14 protein-coding genes and 1 pseudogene are annotated in these 18506 nt (G+C 73.5%); 2 read left to right on the top strand and 13 right to left on the bottom strand.

All coding sequences use genetic code 11. The features are described from left to right. Position 1 precedes the first annotated feature (1 nt). The 4 genes from ACZ9QC_RS42365 to ACZ9QC_RS42350 all read right to left on the bottom strand — a co-directional run bounded on the left by ACZ9QC_RS42365 (position 2) and on the right by ACZ9QC_RS42350 (position 6381). Positions 2 to 1477 (bottom strand): FAD-dependent monooxygenase, encoded by a 1476-nt coding sequence (locus ACZ9QC_RS42365; protein WP_472917996.1) that lies wholly within the window; start codon positions 1475 to 1477, stop codon positions 2 to 4. Between the two features lie 196 nt (positions 1478 to 1673). Beyond that, positions 1674 to 2756, bottom strand: a complete 1083-nt coding sequence (locus ACZ9QC_RS42360; protein ID WP_472917995.1) for a ScyD/ScyE family protein — start codon at positions 2754 to 2756, stop codon at positions 1674 to 1676. Positions 2757 to 2905: 149 nt separating this feature from the next. After that, positions 2906 to 4342 carry a nitrosuccinate lyase gene (locus tag ACZ9QC_RS42355; protein ID WP_472917994.1) on the bottom strand — a complete coding sequence of 479 codons (1437 nt, stop codon included), beginning with the start codon at positions 4340 to 4342 and terminating at the stop codon, positions 2906 to 2908. Further along, positions 4339 to 6381, bottom strand: coding sequence for an FAD/NAD(P)-binding protein (locus ACZ9QC_RS42350; protein WP_472917993.1), 2043 nt, complete (start codon positions 6379 to 6381; stop codon positions 4339 to 4341). The genes ACZ9QC_RS42355 and ACZ9QC_RS42350 overlap by 4 nt, the downstream gene beginning before the upstream one ends. 150 nt (positions 6382 to 6531) lie before the next feature. Between ACZ9QC_RS42350 and tnpA the strand changes: the two genes are divergently transcribed. Both tnpA and ACZ9QC_RS42340 read left to right on the top strand, forming a co-directional pair. Then, positions 6532 to 6960 carry an IS200/IS605 family transposase gene (gene tnpA / locus ACZ9QC_RS42345; protein WP_472917992.1) on the top strand — a complete coding sequence of 143 codons (429 nt, stop codon included), beginning with the start codon at positions 6532 to 6534 and terminating at the stop codon, positions 6958 to 6960. Next, on the top strand, positions 6957 to 8165 hold the full coding sequence (locus ACZ9QC_RS42340) for an RNA-guided endonuclease InsQ/TnpB family protein (protein WP_472917991.1): 1209 nt from the start codon (positions 6957 to 6959) through the stop codon (positions 8163 to 8165). Before tnpA ends, ACZ9QC_RS42340 begins: the two co-directional genes overlap by 4 nt. A gap of 204 nt (positions 8166 to 8369) precedes the next feature. Here the strand turns inward: ACZ9QC_RS42340 and ACZ9QC_RS42335 are convergent, their stop codons facing one another. The 9 genes and pseudogenes from ACZ9QC_RS42335 to ACZ9QC_RS42295 form a co-directional block, all read right to left on the bottom strand. Further along, entirely contained in the window at positions 8370 to 9158 is a 789-nt protein-coding gene (locus ACZ9QC_RS42335) for an MFS transporter (protein ID WP_472917990.1), read from the bottom strand. Positions 9159 to 9269: 111 nt separating this feature from the next. Then, complete coding sequence (locus tag ACZ9QC_RS42330) at positions 9270 to 10079, bottom strand: response regulator transcription factor (RefSeq protein WP_472917989.1); 810 nt, start codon at positions 10077 to 10079, stop codon at positions 9270 to 9272. A gap of 131 nt (positions 10080 to 10210) precedes the next feature. Further along, positions 10211 to 10615, bottom strand: coding sequence for a GNAT family N-acetyltransferase (locus tag ACZ9QC_RS42325; RefSeq protein WP_472917988.1), 405 nt, complete (start codon positions 10613 to 10615; stop codon positions 10211 to 10213). Next, on the bottom strand, positions 10599 to 11885 hold the full coding sequence (gene purB, locus ACZ9QC_RS42320) for an adenylosuccinate lyase (protein WP_472917987.1): 1287 nt from the start codon (positions 11883 to 11885) through the stop codon (positions 10599 to 10601). Before purB ends, ACZ9QC_RS42325 begins: the two co-directional genes overlap by 17 nt. Before the next feature lie 163 nt (positions 11886 to 12048). After that, on the bottom strand, positions 12049 to 13560 hold the full coding sequence (locus tag ACZ9QC_RS42315; RefSeq protein WP_472917986.1) for a type I glutamate--ammonia ligase: 1512 nt from the start codon (positions 13558 to 13560) through the stop codon (positions 12049 to 12051). Positions 13561 to 13564: 4 nt separating this feature from the next. After that, on the bottom strand, positions 13565 to 14965 hold the full coding sequence (locus ACZ9QC_RS42310) for an amidase (RefSeq protein WP_472917985.1): 1401 nt from the start codon (positions 14963 to 14965) through the stop codon (positions 13565 to 13567). 57 nt (positions 14966 to 15022) lie between these two features. Beyond that, complete coding sequence (locus tag ACZ9QC_RS42305; RefSeq protein ID WP_472917984.1) at positions 15023 to 16954, bottom strand: hypothetical protein; 1932 nt, start codon at positions 16952 to 16954, stop codon at positions 15023 to 15025. Continuing rightward, entirely contained in the window at positions 16951 to 17280 is a 330-nt protein-coding gene (locus ACZ9QC_RS42300; RefSeq protein ID WP_472917983.1) for a 4Fe-4S dicluster-binding protein, read from the bottom strand. The genes ACZ9QC_RS42305 and ACZ9QC_RS42300 overlap by 4 nt, the downstream gene beginning before the upstream one ends. A gap of 71 nt (positions 17281 to 17351) precedes the next feature. Continuing rightward, positions 17352 to 18311: pseudogene (locus tag ACZ9QC_RS42295) on the bottom strand (nucleotide pyrophosphatase/phosphodiesterase family protein); the annotation flags it as partial. Positions 18312 to 18506: the final 195 nt, after the last annotated feature.

Here is an 18506-nt window from a genome sequence, read left to right as displayed (position 1 = left end):
GTCAGGCGGCGGGGCGGCCGAACCAGCGGTGCAGTGCCGCGCGCAGGTCCCCGCCGTCGGGGTCCGTCCACACGATGTGGCCGTCGGGGCGCACCAGGACGGAGGTGGGCCGCTGTTGCGGTGCGGTGTCCTGCGGGGCCCAGGTGCCGGTGACGACGTCGACGCGGTCGGCCCAGTCGGCGGCCGTCTTGGCCGCGGTCTCGTCGTCGCCGGTGGCGATGAGCAGGCCGCGGGCGCCGTGGAGCAGTTCGGCGACCTTCGTCCGGCTGCCGTCGGGGCGTTCCACCACCTGGTAGGGGGCCAGGCGCAGGCCGAGCTGCGGGTGGTCGCCGGGGCCGACGTCGTAGCGGATGTGCAGGCCGCTGACGCGTCCGGCGAGGTGGCGGGCGACGGGCTCCAACTGCACCAGTTCGCGCATGACGGCGCGCAGCGGCTCCATCTCCTCGCCGCCGAGGTAGAGCAGGGACATGGCGTGCACGTCGGCCATGAGTTTCTCGCCGATGGGGTGCCGTTCGTCGTGGTAGGTGTCCAGGAGGTCGTCGCCGGCGTGGCCGCGCAGGACGGCGGCGAGTTTGAAGCCGAGGTTGACGGCGTCCTGGAGGCCGACGCTGACGCCCTGGGCGCCGAGCGGGGCGTGGTCGTGGGCGGCGTCGCCGGCCAGGAGGACGCGGCCCTTGCGGTATTGGGCGGCGAGGCCGGTGGCGTTGGTCGGGGCGCACATCCAGGTGGCGTCGGCGTGGTGGATGTCCTCGCCGGTCAGCCGCTGCCAGGCGTCGGCGACCTCGGTGAAGGTCGGTTCGCCCTCGCCGTGGTGGGGGCGGACGCCGGGTTCGTGGATGACGATGCGGTCGACGCCGGGTTCGAGGGTGACGGACAGGACCATGCCGCCGCCGGGGACGCGTTCGCCGATGGGCCGCATCCGCAGGTCGGCGCCGACCACGTCCGCCAGGTACAGGCCGCGGGTGGCCTTGCTGCCGGGGAAGGCGATGCCGGCCAGGCGGCGCACGGTGCTGTTGCCGCCGTCGCAGCCGACGAGGTAGGAGGCCGTGTCCTGAACGGGGCCGGCGGGGCCGGTGAAGCGGGCGACGATCGCCTCGTCGGTCTCGGTGAAGGAGGTCAGCTCGTGTCCGCGGCGGACCTCGACGCCGAGTTCGGCGACCCAGGCGGCGAGCATGTCCTCGGTGACCGACTGGGCCAGGCCCATGACACCGAAGTGGCTCTCCTCCAGCAGGGAGAAGTCGATACGGACACCGCCGTAGTGGCCCTTGCTGCCCCAGCGGATGTCACCGAGGCGCTCCAGCAGGCCCCGCTGGTCGAAGACTTCGGCGGTGCGGCTGGTGAATCCCAGGCCCCGGGACTCACCGCTCGGGGCGGGCAGCTTGTCGTAGACGACGACGTCCGCGCCACCGAGGGCGAGTTCGCCCGCGAGCATCAGACCGGCCGGGCCGGCTCCCACGATGATCACGCCGTGTGGCATGTCGACTCCTCGGTACAGGTGGATGCAGATCAGGAAAGCCCGCTGGTCTCGACGGGCGGTGCAGTCCGGCTCAAGTGGCGCGGCGGCAGAACCGAGTGGGCGGATCGGCAGGGCTGCCGGATGTCGGGCGGGGCCGGGACAGGGGGGCGGCCCCGTCGGGCGGGGGAATGCCGACGGGGCCGCGCTGGGGGGAGGGTCAGTGGTGGACCCGGACGAGCTGGCCGTCCGTGCCGTGGGCGTTGTTGGTGACGTAGACCTGGTCGCGGGGGCCGACGGCGAGGCCGGTGGGCTGCTTCAGCTGGCCGCCGGTCGGGATCTCGGTGACGGTCCTGCTCCGGGTGTCGATCTTCGACAGCTTCGCCGGGAGCGGCGGTCCGGCCTGGAAGCCCTCGGTGAAGGACAGGGCCAGCAGGTCGCCGCGGCAGTCCACCGCCAGGTCGATCAGGTTCGTCAGGCCGGTGACGAGCACCTCGGGCTGCTGCCCGGGCGCGGCCTTCCAGATGCGGGCGGAGCCGGCGACCATGCCGCTCATGTCGGCGAAGTACACCGTGCCGTCCTTGGCGCGGACGATGCCGGTGGGTACGGCCTCGGCGGTGCGCACGGGGGTGACGTTGACGGGCACCAGGAAGTCGGTGGAGGTGGTGCCGTCGCCGTGGACGCGGACGAGGTCGTTGGAGCCGGCGTCGGTGACCAGGAAGCCCGAGCCGCTGCGGATCAGGCCCCACGGGTTGGCGTGCACCTCGCCGCCGTCGGGGTTGAGCCGACTCTCGTGGGCGGCGAGGTCGCCGAGGACCTTGCCGTCGCGGGTGCGGAAGACGGTGCCCAGGGTGGCCGCGTCGGGGCCCAGCGACGCCCGGTAGTCGGTGGTGCCGCCGAGGTTGCTGACGACGTCGTAGCCGCCGTGCGGGTCGGGCACGGCGTCGGTCGGTCCGGTCGCGCTGACCGGTGCGCCGGCGGCCACCCCTTGCGCGTGGGAGGCGAGTCCGCTCACCACGCGGCCCTTGGAGTTGCCCTTGACCCGGTAGACGCCGCCGGTACGGCCGACGCAGCTCTGTCCCTCGGCGCAGCCGGGAAGGCCCTCGCCGGCCTCGGCGACCAGGATCGTGCCGTCGGACAGGACGGTGATGCCGCGCGGGTTCTTCAGGTGGTCGGCGACGACCTCGATCGTGGCCGTGGTGCCGGCGTGCGCCGCCGGAGCGGTGAGCACGGGGGCCGCGACGACCGCGGCGGCGGCCGCCGTCATCAGGCCCGTTCTCCAGGACCTGCGTGATATCGACATGATTCTCCCTAGCTCGCTCTTGGCTCCCGCTTCTTCCGGAGCAGCTGTGCAATCTGCGCCAGAATAGGGGAGAAATAGTGTTCACATAACCGAGGAAAAACAATTTCAGGGCGTATTGAATTGGAATTCGAGTGATGCTCCAGGGATATTTATTTCGGTGTTTTCAGTGCCCGGTCCACCAGCGCGGCGGCGGCTCCCGTGTAGTCGGCCGGATCGAGCAGCCGGGCCAGCCGGCGGGGCGTGAACAGGCGCTGGACGTCGGGGTGTTCGGCGAGGATCTCGGCGAGCGGCCGGGCCGTGTCCGCCGCCCGCAGCGAGGCGGCGGCCAGCAGCTGCCCGGCCGCCGCCCTGCCCAGATGCGGGGCGAGGGCCGCCGCGATGCGTTCGGAGACGAGCTGCCCGCCGGTCGCCGCCAGGTTGGCGCGCATCCGCTGCGGACGGACGGTCAGGCCCCGGACCAGCTCGACGGCGGTATGGGCGGCGCCGCCGGTCAGCCGCAGGCATTCGCGCAGGGGCTGCCACTCCGAGTGCCACAGACCCGCCGAGCGTTCGTCCTCGGTCGGCAGGGACTGCGCCAGGACGGTGGCCAGGGCGGGCACCTGAAGAGCGGCGGAGCGGATCAGGGTGGCCAGGACCGGGTTGCGCTTGTGCGGCATCGCCGACGACACGCCGCGGCCCTCGGCCACCGCCTCGGCCACCTCGCCGATCTCGGTGCGGGCCAGCACCAGCACATCCGCGGCGATCTTGCCGAGGGCGCCCGTGGTGAGAGCGAGGGCGGCTCCCAGGTCGGCGACCGGGGTGCGCAGCGCGTGCCAGGGCAGGGCGGGCACGGTGAGCCCCGTCTCCGCGGCGAAGGCGGGCAGCAGCGTGTCCAGCAGGCCGGCGGGGCCGGTGTCCGCAGCAGGGCGTCCGCCGCCCCCGTACGGCGCGTAGCCCGCCAGAGTGCCGGCCGCGCCGCCCAGGGACACCGGCAGCCCGTCCCGCAGCACCCGCTGAAGGCGCTCGACGGCGTCGAGCACCGACTGCCGCCAGCCGGCCGCCTTCAGCCCGAACGTGGTGGGTACGGCGTGCAGGGCGAGGGTGCGTCCCGCCATCACCGTGTCCCGGTGCTCGGCGGCCAGCCCGGCGAGGGTGCCGGCCACCGAGCGCAGGTCGGCGATGATCAGCCGCAGCGCCCGGGCGGCCACCAGCATCGCGCCGGTGTCGAAGATGTCCTGGCTGGTGGAGCCCCGGTGCACATACTCCACGGCGTGCGGCGCGTCCCTCGCCACCGCCGCCGTCAGCGCCGCGATCAGGGGGACGACGGGGTTCGCCGTCTCCCGGGACGCCAGCGCCACCTGCCGTACGTCGAGCCGCTCGGCGCGCGCCGCGGCGGTGATCGCCGCGGCGGCCGACGCCGGAAGGGTGCCGCAGCGCGCCTGGGCGCGAGCCAAGGCCGCCTCCGCGTCCAGCATGGCCTGCAGCCAGGCGCCGTCGCCGACCGCGGCCTCGACAGGGGTGCCGGCGCGCACCGGGGAGAGCAGCCCGGCGTCCGGCTGGACTGCCGACTCCCGTGCGCCGAGGGGCTGTGCATGCGTCGTGGTCATGCCGCTCTCCGCTGCGCCACCGGCACCGCCGCCGCGGCGGGGGTCGTGGCCGTCGTCGTCCCGGTCGTCGCCGGGGCGGTGTCGCGGGTCGCGGGCGCCGAACGGAGCTTGGCGGGGGCCCGGGTCAGGGCCGCGGGCAGGGCGAGTACCGCGCCCGCGATGGCGTCGGAGTCCTCCAGCGTGACCGAGCCGACCCCCGGCCTGATCCCGGCCGCGGTCACCCAGTGCACGGACTCGGTGGGCACCCCGTAGGCGAAGCGCCGCGGATGCGGCACGTCCTGGGCGTCCAGCAGATGGTAGGGCCGCTCGGTCACCGCCAGGCCGCCGGTCTCGTAGTCGCCGTCGCCGCCGGGGACGCGATGGGGCCGGCACCCACCGGTGCGCAGCAGCTGCCTCATCAGCGGGTCCGCTGTGCGCCTCAGGTCGATCTCGGGCAGCCGCGCCTCGATCAGCACCCCCGCACGCACCCGTACGTCCTCGATCTGCGTGGAGGTCGCCACGAAGCAGGAGGCGTCCGCGTCGGTCTCGATCCGGATGCCGGGGCCGGTGACCCGGAGGATCCCGGCGTCCATCAGCGCGGCCATCTCCTCGATGCGGGAGGCGGGCGGGCCGATCGACAGGTAGGCGTTGAGCGGCGTGTACCAGCCGTCCAGCTCCGCGCGGTGGGAGTCGCCGTCGAGCCCGGCGTGGTCGACCGCGAGCCGCACCTCGTTGCGCAGGTCCCGCAGCACGTCCAGGGCCGCCTTCACGGGGCCGCTGACGTTGCCCTGGCGGGCCAGGCGCACATCCTCGTCCAGGTGTCCGCGCAGCCAGACGCGGAAGGACTCCGCGTCCTCGAAGCGGCGCTCGCCCCAGGGGCGGGTGACCAGCCGCCAGTCCCAGCGCTCCTCGGGTGCGATGCCCGCCTCCTCCAGCAGCCGCTCCTCCTCACGGCCCGGCGCGCAGGCGAGGAAGCGGCGGGCGAACTCGGCGACGCGGCCCGCCTCCTGGCGGCCCGCCAGCAGCGTCTCGCTGTAGACGCACGCCACCTCCTTCGCGATCAGCGGCCACAGGTCGGTGCCGAAACGCAGCGGCCGCCGGCCGGGCGCGCGCAGCGAGGCGAGGTGCTCCTCGGTGAGCAGGCGCGGGAGGTAACGGCCGTGCGCGCCCTTCTCGTTGTCGCCGCGCGCCTGGTACGGCACGCCGCGCCGCGAGCCCGCGTACAGGCGCGGTTCCCGGCCCGAGGGGCGGTAGACCAGGCGGCCGTCGGCGGCGCGTTCGAAGACACCGCCGCGGGCGTGCGTGAACAGCGCCATGTAGTCGAAGAAGTTCAGGCCCAGACCGCGCAGCAGGACGTTCTCGCCCGGCGCGACGCCCGACAGGTCCACGTCGGCGGGGTTGGCGGGCAGGACGTAGGTCAGGTCGTGGCGGTCGGCGAAGGCCGCCAGGTCGCGTTCGGTGTCCGTCGGTGCGACCGGCACATGGCCCTGGGCCAGCACCACCGCGGACAGCCCCGTCAGCCGTGTGCCGTCCTCCAGCACCACGGTCTGGGGGGCCGCGGCCGGCTCGGCGCGGGGGTCCTCCTCCAGGGCCACGGCCCGCTGGGTGTGCACCGTCACGGTGACGTGGCCCGGGGCGCCCGCGGTGACCTGTTCGAACACCCATGTCAGGTAGTGGCCGTACAGGGCGCGGGTGGGGTAGCCGTCCGGGCCGAGGTCGCGTGCCTCGGCGAGGGTCTCGTCGCCCAGGGGCAGGTCGGTGCCCGGGACACGGGCGTCCGGCCGCAGGGCCGACGCCCACTCGTACAGGCTCGGGCCCCTCTCCAGCGGTCCTTCGATGCTGACGCTGGCGTCGGTGTAGAGGGTGACCTGCGAGGCGACGGTGTTCATCAGCAGGTGCCGGGACTGCGAGGGCCGCCACACCCGGCCCGATCCGGCCGGGCCGGGGTCGACCACGTGCACGGTGAGTTCGGCCCAGCGCGGGGAGCTGCGTTCCTGGGCGCACAGCCGTTCCAGGACGGACAGCCCCCGCGGTCCGGCGCCGACGAGGCACACTTCCATCAGAACCCAGCCAGGGGACGCCCCGCTTTAGCGGGGTGCGGAATGGCTTCTGAGCCCTGCTCTGACCTCAACTGTGCGCACGGATCTGCACTGTTCACCTGAGCCCACCTCTCTGTCGCATTAGACCTGTGGCGCGTGTATAGCGATCGCGTGGCTGTGACCAGGAAGGTTCGCCGGTTCTCCGGCGGCGGGTACGACCTCGGGCTCCATGTGGTGTGGTGCCCGAAGTACCGCCGTCCGGTCCTCGGCGGCCGGGTCGCGGAACGACTGGACGAACTGATCCGGCAGAAGGCGGAGGAGCGCGGCTGGGAGATCATCGCCCTTGAGGTGATGCCCGACCACGTCCACCTGTTCGTGAAGCACGACCCGAAGTCGTCGGCCTCGTACGTGGCCAACCAGTTCAAGGGCTTCACCTCCCGCGTGCTGCGCGAGGAGTTCCCGCACCTGAAATCGCGGATGCCCACCTTGTGGTCGTCGTCGTACTTCGCGGCATCGGCCGGCGCGGTCTCGGCGACGACGGTCGAGAAGTACACCAACACCCAGTGGGAACGCCCGGGGAAGAGGGAGGACGGCTCGTGATCCGCGCGTACAAGTTCCTCCTGCGCCCCACGGCCCGTCAGACGGCCGCGCTGGGCGAGATGCTGCGGGATCACCGCTCGCTGTACAACGGCGCCCTTCAAGAGCGGCGCGACGCCTACCGGCACGCCTCGAAGACGAGCGTCAAGTACGGGGACCAGTCCGCACAGCTCAAGGAGATCCGGGCGTTCGCCCCCGAGCGTCAGGGCCGCTGGTCGTTCTCTTCCCAGCAGGCCACCCTGCGCCGCCTCGACAGGGCATTCGCCGCGTTCTTCCGCCTTGTCAAAGCCGGGCAGACTCCGGGTTACCCGCGCTTCAAGGGCGACGGACACTTCGACACCGTGGTGTTCCCGAAGAACGGTGACGGCTGCCGCTGGGACTCCACCCCCCACGACCCCGTCACCCGCGTACGCCTGCAAGGCGTCGGGCACATCCGCGTGCACCAGCACCGCCCCGTGCACGGCCGGGTCAAGACAATCTCGGTGAAGCGCGAGGGCAACCGCTGGTACGTCGTCCTGGCCGGCGACGAGGTGCCCGCCGAGGAACTGCCGCCCACCGGGGCGGTCGCCGGTATCGACATGGGCGTCGCCCACTTTTTGACCACCTCGGACGGCGAACACGTCGCCAATCCCCGTTTTTTTCAAGCGGCGGCCGAAGAACTCGCCGAAGCGCAGCGGCACCTGGCGACGTTCCCCAAGCGCACCAAGCGGCGTACCAAGGCACACCGGGCCGCCGCCCGGAAGGTCGCCAGGCTGCACGCCAGGATCAGGCGTCAGCGCGCCGACTTCCACCACAAGACCGCCCGCGCGCTCATCACCGACCACGACGTGATCGCGCACGAACGGCTCAACACAGCGGGCATGACCCGCACCCCCATGGCCAAGCCCGACCCGGCAGGCGACGGCGCGTTCCTGCCGAACGGTGCCGCCGCGAAGGCCGGGCTCAACCGCAGCATCCTCGACGCGGGTTGGGCGCAGTTCCTCCAAATCCTGGCGAACAAGGCTGAGAGCGCCGGTCGCCTGGTGGTCCCGGTGGACGCGCGCAACACCTCCCGCACGTGCCCCGACTGCGGGCATGTCGCGAGGGAGAACCGCGTCACCCAGGAAATGTTCCAGTGCACGGCGTGCGGGTTCGCGGCGAACGCGGACCACGTCGGCGCGACGAACGTCCTCAACAGGGCCGGGCTGGCCCTCTGCCCGGCGGCCTAGCCACCGACACAGGAAGCCCGCGCGTTTACGCATGGGTGGAGTCACACGTCCGCTGTTCACAAGGACAGACCTCTTCCTGAGGGTTCTGGGCGGAGCGGGGTGTGCGTGTGCCGTCCTCGACGTCTCCCTGCTCCGCCGCCACGGTCGGCCGAGACGCTCAAACGGGGGTGGGACGGTGGTGGAGGCAACGGTGGCGAGGGGACGTCAGAGGGCGGGGAGGCCGGGCAGCAGGGAGGTCAGCCAGCCGACGGCGCCCAGGAGCATCCGCACCGCGCCGTCCACGGCCGGGGCGGGGGTGGTGCGGGCGCGGGTCGTCAGGTGCACCAGGGCGGTGACGGCGAGCAGCAGCAGGGCCGCGCGGCGGTAGTCGCCGCAGGCCCTGTCGTGCCGCGGCGGGGGCAGGGCCGCGGCCGGGGCGAGGGCCAGCGCGCCGAGGCAGACGGTGGCCCAGGGCACCCACAGGTGGGTGGCGAGCGTGACGTCGGCCAGGCGGCCGGTGGACAGGGCCAGCACGGTCGCACCGACGAGGGTGGCCAGGTAGGGGCCCCGTTCGCGGGCGGGGAGGCGTTCGGCGAGCAGCGCCACCACGCCGGCCGTGGCCCCGCCCGTCCCGAGGCCCTGGACGACGCGTGCGAGGAGCAGCGGGCCCGCGTCCCGGGCGGCGGCCCCGAGCAGCGTGCCCGCCACGAGGAGGGCGAGGGAGCCGATCACGGCGCGGCGGCGTCCGTGCCGGTCGGCGAGGGCACCGAGGGCGGGCAGGGCGGCGGCCGTCACCAGCGGAGCCCCGGTGGCCGCCCACGACGGACCGCCGCGCGCCGCGGACACGTCCAGCTGACAGAACAGGATCGCGAGGACGAGCGGGGGCAGCAGCAGGCTCGCGGCGTGGCGGCGCACCACGGGCCCGGTGCGCCGTACGGCTGTCGTGAGCGGGGTGCGCGGCGTGGCTGTGGTGTCCTGCGGGCGCAGCGGGTCACGTGCCGGTCGCTGAGGCAACCGGACCCACCCCCTCTCCCCCGCTCGTCGCCGGCGCCGGCGCGCGCGGCAGGCAGTACAGCAAGGGCCGCTCAAGGGCGCGTCGAGGCCGGGTGCAGGGGCGGGCGGGGTTCAGCCGTTGCCGAGTTTGAAGCCGACCCCGCGCACGGTCACGATCCAGCCGTTGGCGCCGAGTTTGCCGCGCAGGCTGCTGACGTGGGTGTCGACCGTGCGGCGTGACCATGTGTCACCCCAGACCCGGTGGAGCAGCTGCTTGCGCGGGATGACCGTCTCGGGGTGCGAGGCGAGCAGGCACAGCAGGTCGAACTCCTTGCGGGTGAGGGGCACGCCGACGCCGTCCACGGTGACCTCGCGGGAGTTGACGTCGATGCGCAGCGAGCCGTGCCGGATCTCCTCGACGGCGCTGGGCTGCCACTGGGTGCGGCGCATCACGGCCTCGATGCGGGCCATCAGTTCACGCATCCCGTAGGGCTTGGTGACGTAGTCGTCGGCGCCGGCCTGCAGGCCGAGGACACAGTCCAGTTCGGAGTGGCGGGCGGTGACAATGATGACGGGGACGCGGCTGGCCGAGCGGATGGCGCGGCACACCTCCAGCCCGTCCAGGTCGGGCAGTTCCAGCGCGAGCAGCACCAGGTCGGCGTCACCGTAGGCCTGGAGCGCCGCGCTGCCCCGGGTGACGCCGACGGGCGCGTGGCCGTGCCGGCGCAGCTGGGCGATCAGGGGGTCGCCGGGGTCGGGGTCCACCACCAGGACGCGCACCGCCGTGGAGACCGGGGCCGCGACGGAGGCCGGGGCCGCCGGGGCGGCCATGGAGGCCATGGGGGCCCCGGGGGCCCCGGGTATGCCGTCGGCCGGGCGAACCGGCTGTGGGGCGGGTGTGTGAAGCTCCGGCAGTGTCTGTGCCGTCGTCATCTGGCTCATGCCTCCCCAGGGGTCCTGCGCGGCGGTCCGCTTCCGACCGTAGGCACCGGCGGTCGAGTCCCGCTGAAGCCCGGGTACGGGGCCGCGTCCACGCGGTGACGGGTGGACCGGTGGACCGGTCGTCCGTGGTCCTACGGGTTCAGCACCCACGCCGAGGTGTGGGCGGTGAAGCCGATGTGCGGGTAGTACTCCGTCGCGGCCGGCGCCGACAGCAGCACGATCTTCGCCGTCGGGGCCTCCTTGCGGGTGGCGTCGATCAGGGCGCGGCCGATGCCGGAGCGCTGGCGGGTGTCCGCTACCGCGATGTCGGACAGGTAGGTGACGTAGGAGAAGTCGGACACGCTGCGGGCGATGCCGACGAGCGTGCCGTCGGCTTCACGGGCGACCAGGACGAGGTTGGCGTTGCGCACCATCGCCGCCATCCGCTCGCGGTCGTCGGCCGGGCGCCGCCGGCCCAGGCCGGAGGAGCGGTACACCTCCAGCACCTCGTCCAGGTCCAGGGCGGCGCCCTCCACCCGCTCAATCGTCCAGGTCACGAAGAATCTCCAATCGGCTGCGCACCACGTCGTGGTGGGTGAGGAAACGCTCGGGTTCGAGCGCGGGGAGGTCGATGCCCTCGTGGGCGAGCGTGGCGGAGAAGTGCTCGCCGGTGGCGATCGTCCGGTTCGCCGCGGCCTGCACCGAACGGTAGGCCCGCTCGCGTTCGACACCCTCGCCCAGCAGGTCGGCGAGGACCGACGAGCTGTAGATCAGCCCGTCGGTGGCGTCGATGTGCGCGCGCATCCGCTCGGGGTGCACGGTCAGCGTCTGCACCAGCTCGGCTGCTTTCGTCGCCTGGAAGTGGCCCACGGACAGGCTGTCGGGCAGCACGACCCGTTCCACCGACTGGTGGGCGAGGTCCCTCTCGTGCCACAGCGCCACGTTCTCCAGGGCGGCGGAGGCGTAGCCGCGCAGCAGGCGGGCCAGCCCGCACAGCCGCTCGCTGGTGGTGGGGTTGCGCTTGTGCGGCATGGCGCTGGAGCCCTGGTAGGCGCTCGCCCGGGGCTCCTCGACCTCACGGACCTCGGTGCGCTGCAACAGCCGCAGTTCCAGGGCGACCTGTTCGACGCAGGCGCCGAACGCAGCGACCGCCTGGAGGAGTTGGGCGTGCCGGTCGCGGGCGACGACCTGGCTGGGCACGGGCTCCACGCCCAGGCCGAGCGCCCGGCAGACGTGGGCCTCGACGGCCGGGTCGATCAGGGAGTAGGTGCCGACCGAGCCGGAGATCGTGCCGACGGCCACGGCCTGGCGGGCGGCGGTCAGCCGGGCCAGGGAGCGGTCGGCGGCGAAGGCGTAGCCGCCGAGTTTGTGCCCGAACGTGGTGGGCTCGGCGTGGATGCCATGGGTGCGGGCCACCATGACCGTGTCCCAGTGTTCGAGGGCCTTGTCGGCCAGGTGGCGCCGCAGCCGCCGGGCGGCGGCGATGAGCAGGTCGGTGGCGCGGGCCAGGGTGTGGCCCAGGGCGGTGTCGACCAGGTCGTAGCTGGTCATGCCGAGATGGACGAAGCGGGCGGAGTCCTGCGGGATCGGCTCGCAGTAGGCGGCGAGGAAGGACAGCACCTCGTGGTCGCGTTCCTTCTCGATCTCGGCGACGCGGGCGGCGAGCGGGACCGGCGCGCGGCGCATGTCGTCGAGGGCCTGGCGGGGTACGCGGCCGAGTTCCACCTGGGCCTCGGTGGCGAGGATCTCGACCTCGACCCAGGTGGCGTAGCGCGACTGGTCGGTGAACAGGTCGGCCATCTCGGGCAGGGTGTAGCGAGGAATCATCGTCGGCCTTCGTCCGGGGGTGGTGGGGAGAAGGGGGCCGGGGGCGGCAGGCCCCGCCGCACCTATGACGGCGTAATAGGTGCGGGAGCAGGGGCGGGGGCTGGGGGCCCGGGGCGGGGGTGCGTCCACGGCCCGCACCGGGCCCGGCTTCGGCAGCGTTCCCTCAGTACGCTCCGAAGTACTCGCGCTGCTCCCACTCGGTGACCTGGCCCGGGGCGGGGGCGGCGTGTGTCGTCCAGGCCTCGTAGCGGCGCAGTTCGCTCTCCTTGAGCCTGGTCAGGCAGGCGGCCAGCGGGGCGCCCAGGAGTTGGCCGGCGCGGCCGCCGGTGAAGGCATCCAGGGCCTCGCGCAGGTGCTGCGGCACCATCTGGCCGGGGCCGTCGTCCGGCCCGGCCCCGGCCCCGGCTGCGGCCGGGGTGGCGGTCAGGCCGTCGAGGCCGGCGAACAACTGGGCGGCGATGTTCAGATAGGGGTTGGCGCACGGCTCGCCCATCCGGTTCTCGATGTGGGCGCCGGCGCCGCTGCCGACCAGGCGGAGCATGGCGGTGCGGTCCTCCACGCTGTAGCCGACGCGGGTGGGGGCCAGGGCGTGCTCGGCGGCCAGGCGCCGGTAGCCGTTGACGGTGGGCACCGACAGCAGGCACAGCTCGCGGGCCCAGGACATGAGGCCCTCGGCGTACGCCTTGCCCTTTGGGGACGGTCCGCCGGAGAAACCCTCGGCGGAGAAGACGTTCCGGCCGGTGGCGCCGTCCACGACGGACTGGTTCAGGTGCCAGCCGCTGGGGTCGGCGGCGGCCAGCAGCGGCTGGGACATGAAGGAGGCGTGGTGGCCGCGGCGGGCGCAGAACCGCTTGGTGTGGGTGCGGAACAGCAGCATCGCGTCGGCGGTGTCCATGGCCGACATGGGGCTGAAGGTGGTCTCCACCTGGCCGGGGCCCGACTCGTGCTCCATCGAGCGCAGGGGCAGGCCCAGGGCGAGCAGGTCCAGGGCGAGCGGGTCGGTGACGGGGGCGACGGTGTCGTAGGCGGCGTCCAGGTTGAACTGGTAGCCGGCGTTGACGGCGGACACGCGCGGGGCCCGGCCCTGCAGGCCGAAGCCGTTGCCCTCGTTGCCGGCCTCGTCGTCGAGGCGGCGGGTGAGGTACCACTCGACCTCCAGGCCGAGCACGGGGGTGAGCCGCCGCTCGGTGTAGGCGGCCAGGACGCGGCGCAGGACGGCCCGCGCGGACAGCGGGTGCGGCGTGCCGTCGCGCAGGTACTCGTCGCCGATCACCCAGGCGGTGCGCGGGCCGGTGCCGGGCAGCACCTGGAAGGTCAGCGGGTCGGGCACCAGGATGAAGTTGCCGGCGCCGGTGATCTCGTCGACGCCGATACCGTGCTCGCCGCGGAAGTCGACGGCGACGGCGTGCCCGGTGTCGAACAGGAACGGGCCGGGGCTGAAGTTCATGCCGCCCTGCAGCACGCCGCGGAACGCCTGCGCGGTGAGGGTCTTGGAGCGGGCGAGCCCGTGCGGGTCGGCGAAGGCGACCCGCACGAGGTCGACGTCGTCCAGGGCCGCTTCGAGGCGTTCGGCGGCGTCCAGCTGGGCGGCGTCCCACAGCCCGTGGTCGGTGACGAACGACGGGCGCCCGACGCTGCCTTCCGCGACGGGGACCGACCATGACCTGGCATACATGGCTTCAGAGCGTCCTTTCGCCGGTGACGGCGGGGGTGAGGTCGGGCACGGGCGGGCGCGGCAGCGGCGCCAGCAGCGCCTCCAGGCGGCGGGCCACGGTCAGGACGAGGTCGTCGGCGCCGACCGGGCCGACGAGCTGGAGTCCGGCCGGGAGCCCGGAGCGGGTCAGTCCGGCGGGCAGGGACACGGCCGGCTGGCCGGTCATGTTGTACGGGTAGGAGGCGGGCGCCCAGGCCAGCCACATCAGATCGCGTGGGTCGGCCGCCCAGGGGGGTCCGACGGCGTCGGCCGCGAACGGCTCGACGGGCACGGTGGCCATGGCGAGCAGGTCGAAGCGGTCCATGACCGAGCGCAGGGTGGCGCGCAGGTTCTGGCGCACCTCCTCGGCCCGGATGACGCGTACGCCGCTGAGGGTGCGGCCGTGGCGGACGATCTCCAGGCGGCCGGGGTCGCAGAAGGACTCGGTCTCCGGCGGGGTGCCGGCGGCCTCGGTGGCGGCGAGGATGTCGACGACGGCCGGGTAGAGGTTCTGGCAGCGCACCTCGACGTCCTCGACGCGGTGCCCCTCCCCCAGCAGTGCCTGTCTGCCCTGTTCGGTGACGCGGCGGATCTCCTCGTCGGTGCCCTCGTACTCGATCCAGCCGATCCTGAGGGCCCGCAGGTCGCGCGGGGAGTCCAGGGAGCCGAGTCCGGAGTCGGGGTCGGTGGGGTGGGGGCCGGCGATGACCTGGCCGAGCAGGCCGGCGTCGGCGACGCCGGCGGCGAGCGGGCCCTGGTGGGCGAGGCGGTCGGCGCCGTTGGGCCAGTAGGGCACCCGGCCGTAGGAGGGTTTGTAGCCCACGACGCCGCAGAACGCGGCCGGGATGCGGATGGAGCCGGACCCGTCGGTGCCCAGCGCCCCCTCGCACAGTCCGGCGGCGACCGCGGCGCCCGCGCCTCCGCTGGAGCCGCCCGCGGTCAGCCGCGGGTCGTAGGGGTTGCGGGTGGGCGGGGCGACGCGGCCGACGGTGCAGGCGCTCCAGCCGAACTCGGAGGTGGTGGTCTTGCCGACCACGACGGCGCCGGCCGCGCGCAGCCGGGCGACCGCCGGGGCGTCCTCGCGGGGCCGGTCGTTGGGCAGCAGCGAGCCGCGGGTGGTGGGCAGGTCCCGGGTCTGCAGCAGGTCCTTGACGGAGACGGTGACGCCCAGCAGCGGCTGCTCCCACCATGCCTCGCGGCCGCGTTCGCGGATACGGGCGTCGGCCTGCTCGGCGGCTTTGAGGGCCTCCTCGCCGCCGACCGCGACGTACGCGCCCAGGGTGTCCCGTTCGCGGATGTCGGCCAGGACGGAGCGGACGTGGTCGACGACGGTGAGCTCTCCTCGGGAGAGGAGGTCCTTGAGGTGGCTGATGCTGCGGGCGGTCATCGGGCTGTCCTCGAAGAGCGCCGGGGTCCGGGGAGCGGGCGGGGTCCGCCGTGCGGGTCAGGACGCACGGCGGACCTGCCCGGCGGCGGTGGTGTCGGTGCCGCCCGCGATGGCCGACCAGTGCCACGGGGAGTCGAACGCGGTGACCTCGACGGGCCGGCCGGCGACGGCCATCGCGGCGACGAGACTCGTGGCGCGGGCGACGAACGCCGACACGCGGTGCGCGGCGAGCAGGTCCTGCTCGTCGAAGGGTTCGCCGGCGCAGCGCAGCAGCCTGAGGTCCATGAAGCCGTTGAAACGGTGTCCGTCGACCTCGACCGTCTGCGGGGTGCGCAGCGCGAACCGCACGTTGTTGTTGACGTGCCCGTGGTGGTGCTGGTCGGAGTGGAAGGAGATGTCGGGGATGGTGGGGGGCACGAAGTGGTCGCGGGCCCTCACCTCCGGTTCGCGGGGCAGGTTGCCGGCGATGAAGTGCCAGGAGTTGTACTGCATGCGCGAGGACATGGCCCAGGCCGCGTCGGCGAGGGCGGCCTCGGAGCCGCCGAAGTGGCGGCGTGCCTCGGGGCTGGGGACCACGCAGCAGAAGAAGCGGGTGATGTCCCAGTCGCAGATCTCCGCCCAGCGTTCCTCGCGCAGGGCCGAGATCAGTTCGGGCAGCGACCGCATGCCGCGGCTCATGGTGAAGTCGGCCTCGAACGCCTCGGTGGTCGCCGCGACCGTCTCGTAGACCAGGGATTCCAGGCCGGTTTCGAAGTCGCCGTGCGGGCCGGCGAGCCAGTCGGGGGATGCGGCGAGCCGGTCGCCGAGTTCGGCCAGGGTGGTACCGGTCAGCGGAAGCCTCTCGGCCAGCCGGGCGCAGACGGCGTCCTCGCGGGCGCGGGCCCGCTGCCCGGGGGCGGCGGCCACCCGCTCGATCTTGTGCATGAGCGCGCCGTGGATCTCGCGGTAGAGCTGGGCGCCGCGCTGGGTGGCGGGGCGGTGTGCGCGCAAGTCGACGGCGAGGGCGTCCAGCGCGCGGATGTCGTCGCCGGCGGCCGGCGCGATGGTCTCGCCGCCCAGCACGCTGTTGTAGCCGCGGCGGATCCGCTCCAGCATGTGGGCGACGTGGCCGACGGTCAGCTGGGTGCCGTTGGCCTCCTCCACCCGGCCGGGGCCGGCCGAGCGGATGAGCAGGGTGAGGCAGACCAGCAGCTGCACCTCGCTGTCCGACCACAGGTCCAGCGGCTTGTGCTGAAGGTCGCTCAGGGTGCAGTCGGGGTGGCCGGGCCACAGGGTCTTGCCGGTGAGATTGTTGGGGCCGCGGAAGTTCGTGTACAGCTTGTCCTGCTGGTACAGCACGAACGGGGCGGTGCGCAGGGCCGCCTCCTTGGCCTGCTCCAGCAGTTCCTGCCGGCCCTGTTCGCCCTGCTGGTGCAGCCAGGTGCGGCAGTCGGCGGCCGAGCGGGCGTCGCGTTCGGCGGCGTGCCGCAGCAGCTCCTGGTAGGTGTGCAGGGTGCGGGCCGTCCACGGCACCTGCCGTGCCCCGCCGGCCAGTTCGTGCCGGCCGAGCGGCTCGCCCCCGGGCACCCGCACCCTGATGCGGCCGCCGGTGGACAGCCCGATCTCGCCGAGGAAGGCGGCCTCCCGCTCCTCCCGCGGGGCCGGCGCCGGCGCCGGCGCCGGCGCGGGGGTGTTCTCCTCCCGCCAGGACACCCCGCACAGTGCCTGCAGCGCGGCCTCCTCGGCGCCGCCGAGCGCGCGCAGCTGCACGTCGGCGGGGACGTGCCCGTCGAGGGTCAGCAGCACCTCGACGAACGAGCGCAGGTCGGCGGCCTGTTCGGCGCGGCGCCAGGTGTCCTTCAGCAGCCCGGGGAAGCCGGCGTCCGGGTCGAAGGCGTGGTCGGGTTTCTGGGTGCCGGCCGGGATGCCGAGCCGGCTGGGACGGCGGCTGATCCGCTTGCGGGCGTTGGCGGCGCGGCGGGTCTCGGCCCGTTCGGGGGAGCCTCTCATGGGGTTTCCTCGGCGGTCAGCCCGATGTGGTTCCACATCGCGTCGTCGGTCGGCGTCCAGTCCTCGTCGACGTAGATGCAGTCGACGGGGCACTCCAGCACGCACGCGGGGCATCCCGAGCACAGCTCGGGGATGATCACCACGTCCAGGCCGCGGTCGAAGATGGCCCCGAACTCCGCGGGGCAGCTGCGCAGGCAGGTGTCGCAGGTGATGCACTCGGACTTCTCGATGCGGCGGGGCGGCTTCTTCCAGTTGTCGGGGCGGGCGCGTTCGGTGATCCGTTCGGCCCGCCCGGACAGCGCGGCCGACGAGGCGATCTTTTTCACGGCGGAGACCTTTTTCGTGAGTCGTCTTGACCACAGCCGGAGTCGGACGCCCTTGATGTTCCGGGACGTATCTAGACCGGTCCCTGAGCTGAGTTAAAGACCGGGTCGAGCCCCGGGGAGGGGCTGCTTCCGGTCAGCCCCGCCATCAGGTCCGCCGGCTGAAGCAACAGCTGTTTCACCCCGGTCGCCGGCACCCGGCCGGACACCGCGCCCGGCGCCGAGCACAGGAGCATTGGGGCGTCCTCGTCGCGGTCGGGCAGCCGGCACCGTCGCCTGGCGAACCGGCCGCCGCGCACCGGCGCGGGATCGAGGGGGGACGGCTGGCGGACGTACACGTGGGCGATCTGGTGGTCGGCGACGGCGAACGCCCGCGAGGCGAGCGGGTCGAGGTGCTCCATGCCGGCCTTGGGTGTGCACCTGGAGCAGTCCGGCGCGGCGCAGGGCGCGGTTGATGTCGACGGGCCGGCCGGCCCGGCTGATGCCGTGCTCCGAGAGCGCGAGGACGGTACGGCCCTGGGCGCGGGCGTCGTCCAGGAGCGGGACCAGGGCGGTGTCGAGGTCGGCGGCGGCCCGGTGCGCGCGCGGGTCGTCGGGGCCGTGGCGTTGCAGGTCGTAGTCGAGGTGGGGAGGCAGGCCAGGGTCAGGTCGGGGGCACGGGTGGTCATCACGTGCCGGGCGGCGTCGATGATCCGGCGGGAGGAGGCCAGGCCCGCGCCGGTCCCCCAGTAGGAGAACAGCGGGAACGTGCCCAGTTTCGCGGTGAGTTCGTCGTGCAGGTCCGGCGGGCGGGTGTGGTTGTCGGGTTCCTTGCGGCCGTCGGCGTGGTGGACGGTGCGCGGGGTGACGGTGAAGTCGGTGTCGGCGCCCATCGCGTACCACCAGCAGATGCCGGCGGCCGTGTGGCGGAGGGGGGTGCGGCGGGCGGCGTCCCAGAGGCGTTCGCCCTCGATGAGGCGGTGGCTGTGCCGCCACGGCAGGACCTCGCCGAGTTCGCGGAAGTACCAGCCGTTGCCGACGATGCCGTGCTGTGACTGAGCGGCGTAGTTGGCCTGTCTGGCCAACTACGTGCACACGCGGGACACAGCTTCGGGCGTGGACGGTGGCGTGCCGGTCAGAGTTCCAGTCCGCCGAGGCGAAGGTGTCTTACGGGCGAGAAAGCGTGCTCGGGGGTAGCTGGAGCCGGACCGCGAGAACGTCGATGCGTTCAACGAGCCGAGGCGTGCGGC

The organism is Streptomyces sp. HUAS MS02 (assembly GCF_055702265.1).
Note: the sequence above shows the minus strand (reverse complement) of the source record. Positions and strands in the feature narration are given on the sequence as shown.

Excerpts from the sequence above, each read along its gene's own strand:
- ACZ9QC_RS42365 (WP_472917996.1), bottom strand. The coding sequence starts at position 1,477 with ATGCCACACGGCGTGATCATCGTGGGAGCCGGCCCGGCCGGTCTGATG.
- ACZ9QC_RS42360 (WP_472917995.1), bottom strand. The coding sequence starts at position 2,756 with ATGTCGATATCACGCAGGTCCTGGAGAACGGGCCTGATGACGGCGGCC.
- ACZ9QC_RS42355 (WP_472917994.1), bottom strand. The coding sequence starts at position 4,342 with ATGACCACGACGCATGCACAGCCCCTCGGCGCACGGGAGTCGGCAGTC.
- ACZ9QC_RS42350 (WP_472917993.1), bottom strand. The coding sequence starts at position 6,381 with ATGGAAGTGTGCCTCGTCGGCGCCGGACCGCGGGGGCTGTCCGTCCTG.
- ACZ9QC_RS42330 (WP_472917989.1), bottom strand. The coding sequence starts at position 10,079 with ATGAGCCAGATGACGACGGCACAGACACTGCCGGAGCTTCACACACCC.
- purB (WP_472917987.1), bottom strand. The coding sequence starts at position 11,885 with ATGATTCCTCGCTACACCCTGCCCGAGATGGCCGACCTGTTCACCGAC.
- ACZ9QC_RS42315 (WP_472917986.1), bottom strand. The coding sequence starts at position 13,560 with ATGTATGCCAGGTCATGGTCGGTCCCCGTCGCGGAAGGCAGCGTCGGG.
- ACZ9QC_RS42310 (WP_472917985.1), bottom strand. The coding sequence starts at position 14,965 with ATGACCGCCCGCAGCATCAGCCACCTCAAGGACCTCCTCTCCCGAGGA.
- ACZ9QC_RS42305 (WP_472917984.1), bottom strand. The coding sequence starts at position 16,954 with ATGAGAGGCTCCCCCGAACGGGCCGAGACCCGCCGCGCCGCCAACGCC.